General features: G+C 60.5%; 3 protein-coding genes and 1 pseudogene. 2 read left to right on the top strand and 2 right to left on the bottom strand.

Annotation, left to right across the window (positions count from 1 at the left end; translation table 11 throughout):
• Together K675_RS0121035 and K675_RS31190 are read right to left on the bottom strand one after the other, a co-directional pair.
• The coding region (locus K675_RS0121035) for an MFS transporter (protein ID WP_017905446.1) at nucleotides 1-987 on the bottom strand (987 nt) is incomplete at its 3' end.
• Between the two features lie 342 nt (nucleotides 988-1,329).
• Nucleotides 1,330-1,851 (bottom strand): LasR-specific antiactivator QslA, encoded by a 522-nt coding sequence (locus tag K675_RS31190; protein ID WP_017905445.1) that lies wholly within the window; start codon nucleotides 1,849-1,851, stop codon nucleotides 1,330-1,332.
• Between the two features lie 485 nt (nucleotides 1,852-2,336).
• On the opposite strand from K675_RS31190, the pseudogene K675_RS34360 reads away from it, so the two are divergent.
• Together K675_RS34360 and K675_RS0121015 are read left to right on the top strand one after the other, a co-directional pair.
• Nucleotides 2,337-2,747 (top strand): annotated as a pseudogene (locus K675_RS34360) (lysis protein); the annotation flags it as partial.
• 67 nt (nucleotides 2,748-2,814) lie between these two features.
• Nucleotides 2,815-3,050: transposase (locus tag K675_RS0121015; protein WP_017905443.1), on the top strand; the 236-nt coding region annotated here is incomplete at its 3' end.

Raw genomic sequence — 3,050 nt, 5'->3', positions numbered from 1 at the left:
GGCGAAGGGCAGCAGGTACCAGCCGATATGGGCCGAAGGCACGTGGTAGAAGTCGGTGAGCACCAGCGCATAAGTGAAGAAGATCGCATTGTAGAAAAACGCCTGGGCGGTCAGCAGGGTCAGCCCGACGATGGCCCGGCGACGGTGTTCGACGAACAGGCTGTGGACCACCTCGCGCAACGGCGTGTGGTCACGGGCGTGCAGGCGCAGCGGCGGCTCCTTCATCGGGGGCACCTCGATGCCGCGTTCGTGGTAGTGGCGTTCGATGTTGGCGACGATGCGTTCGGCTTCTTCCGGCTGGTTGTGGATCATCAGCCAGCGTGGGCTTTCCGGAATCCACAGGCGCATCAGCATGATGATCAGGCCGAGCACCGCGCCGATGCCGAAGCACAGCCGCCAGCCCAGTTCGCCGCCGGCGACGTTCGGGTCGAGCAGGATCACCGAGCCGACGGCGCCCAGCGCGGCGCCGATCCAGAAGGTGCCGTTGATGGTCAGGTCGACCCAGCCGCGATAACGCGCCGGGGTGAATTCCTGGATGGTCGAGTTGATGGCCGTGTATTCGCCGCCGATGCCGGCGCCAGTCAGAAGGCGGAACAGCAGGAAGCTCCACAGGTTCCAGGAAAAGGCCGTGGCCGCGGTGGCGCCGATGTAGAGGAACAGGGTGATGAAGAACAGCTTGCGTCGGCCCAGGCGGTCGGTGAGCCAGCCGAAGAACAGCGCGCCGAGGACCGCGCCGGCGATATAGGTGGCGCCGGCCAGGCCGATCTCGGTATTGCTCAGGGCCAGGCTGTCCTTGAGCGCACCGGAGACCGAACCTGCGAGGGTCACTTCCAGGCCATCGAGCAACCAGGTGATGCCCAGTGCCAGTACGAGCAGGGTGTGGAAGCGCGTCCACGGCAGACGGTCGAGGCGGGCGGGGATGTCGGTGCTGTAGCAGCGCTCGTCCACAGGGGCATCGACGGGTGTTTGCAGGGCTTGGGTCGTCATGGTCACTCCTGTTCGCTGGCGGTGTTGCATCGCGAGGGAGTCTTGCGCAGACAACGGAATTCAAAAAATGATGCGGTGACAAGACGGCTATTTTGAGTTCTTTTGCGCCAGGATTCGGATCGCATTAGGGATGCAGGCAACACTCGTTATTTTTTATAAAAGTTGTCGGTAATGGCGCAGGCGAATCGATGCACGCGTCGGCGAAGCGTTGCTGAAGATGCTGTTGTAGTGATTGCCGACCTGCACTGTGATCAACCACTGCCCAATGGAGACAGGCCCTGATGTTTGAGAACCAGGTCTTCAATGGGGAGGTATGACTGCGGACATCGGGGAAGGGTGTTATCAAATGGATGGGGTGTCCGGGGGCTTGTAGCGAGTTTTGATCAGTTGCCGCTGCAGGTGCCGTAAAAAACCGGCCTCAAATGCATCGCGTTGACCACCTTCCGGATAGCCCTGGCGGGCCTGGGTCAGTTGCCACCAAAGGGGCTGCGTCGAGCGTCGGCCCAACCAGTGCTCTGCGCAACGTGCTCCGCTGGCGATTTCTTGGGCGAACTGCTCATCCCAGGGTGTCAGCGGAAGTGGAAGATCATTGGCGGAGGCATTGAGATGGATACTATCGCTTGAGATGGCGGAGGGGCGATAGAGTTGTCGCAGGAACGCCATGTCATAGAGGATCATGGCGTCCTTGATCAACTTGTTGGCGAGTTCCTGTTGTTGTTCATCTTGAAAGGTGAGGCTGCGGGCGCCGTCCAGGCAGAGGCTGGCGGCATGGCGCAAGTGATCGACTGCTTCGCTGGCACTCAGTGAGGCGAGTTTGATCAGTGTTGGTGTGGGCAAGCGAGAGAGCAGTGAGCGATCAATCATGGAGAGCCACTCCGTGATTGGAACGTGCTAACGCCGGATGAAGTGGGCGGCGCCCGGGCGTAAAAGGGGGATAGGCCATTTTCCTCATGCTCCTTGGTTGGATTAAGGAACTGCCATCAGCCCGTTGCGACACGGTGAGGGTGGCAGACCGCACGAGGGTCGCAAACCGGTAACCAAGGGAACCGGCCAGGCCGAAGCCTGCCTCGCGCGGCCCACCATAGAGTGCGGTGGCCAGACGCCCGAGAGCGCTGACTACACGACTATGGCGCATACCGCGCCTTGGTTATCCTGGGTTGCGACACCCGGCCACAGCCATCGCTGTGACTGGGTAAGGCTAAAGAATGCCGGATTGAGGGATCAAGGCGAGGGCTGTCCGATAAGGGCCAAGAGCGCGTGCGAAGTATCCGATAGTTTTGTGGGTGTGTCTTGGTCTGCCCAAGGTACTGGTTTGTCGCATTTTATTTCATCGGACAAGGCATCAGCCTGTGCAGGTTCTGGACTGGTGCTACGAACAGCAGCTTGTGCAGCAAGTTTGACTGCGGGCTGACGCGCTCAACGAACAGTCCCTTGCCTCTGCCGCGCAGCAGTGTGCAGAGCAGGACAAGCATCTGGTCCTGGAGAAGCGGCTTCAGGCCAGTGATCAAGCCCACTCGAAGGAATTGAACGATGTGCAACAGAATCAGGCTCGCCTGCGTGATCGCCTTGCTACTGCTGATCTGCGGCTGTCAGTCCTCCTCGACGAGGGCGACCCCGCCGTCGGATGTGCGGTGAGAGCCACCACCGCTGCCGGCTACGTGGTTCATGTAGCCCCGCGAGCCCCACTTGACCCGGTGCACGTTCAACGAATTGTTGGAGTCACCGACAACTGCAATCAAGGGCTGATCGCTCTGAAGGCTCGTTGTAGTGGTCTACTAACCCCGGACACCTTTTTAGGCGAGAATGATCGCCATACAGAGGTGTTCGATGAGCAGACAACGACGTACTTTCACCCCGACCTTCAAGCGTGAGGCTGCCAGCCTGGTGCTTGACCAGGGCTACAGTTGCCCCGAGGCCGCCAGATCCCTCGACGTAGGTGAGAGCTTATTGCGTCGCTGGGTCGCCCAGTTGCAACTCGAGCGCGGAGGCGTTACGCCCACTGCCAAGGCGCTCACGCCAGAGCAGCAGACCATCCAGGAGCTTCAGGCCCGCATCAACCGGCT

The sequence above is a fragment of the Pseudomonas fuscovaginae SE-1 genome (assembly GCF_000364705.1).
GTDB classification, from domain to species: domain Bacteria; phylum Pseudomonadota; class Gammaproteobacteria; order Pseudomonadales; family Pseudomonadaceae; genus Aquipseudomonas; species Aquipseudomonas fuscovaginae_A.
The sequence above is the reverse complement of the archived record's forward strand: the minus strand, read 5'-3'. Positions and strand labels throughout refer to the sequence as shown.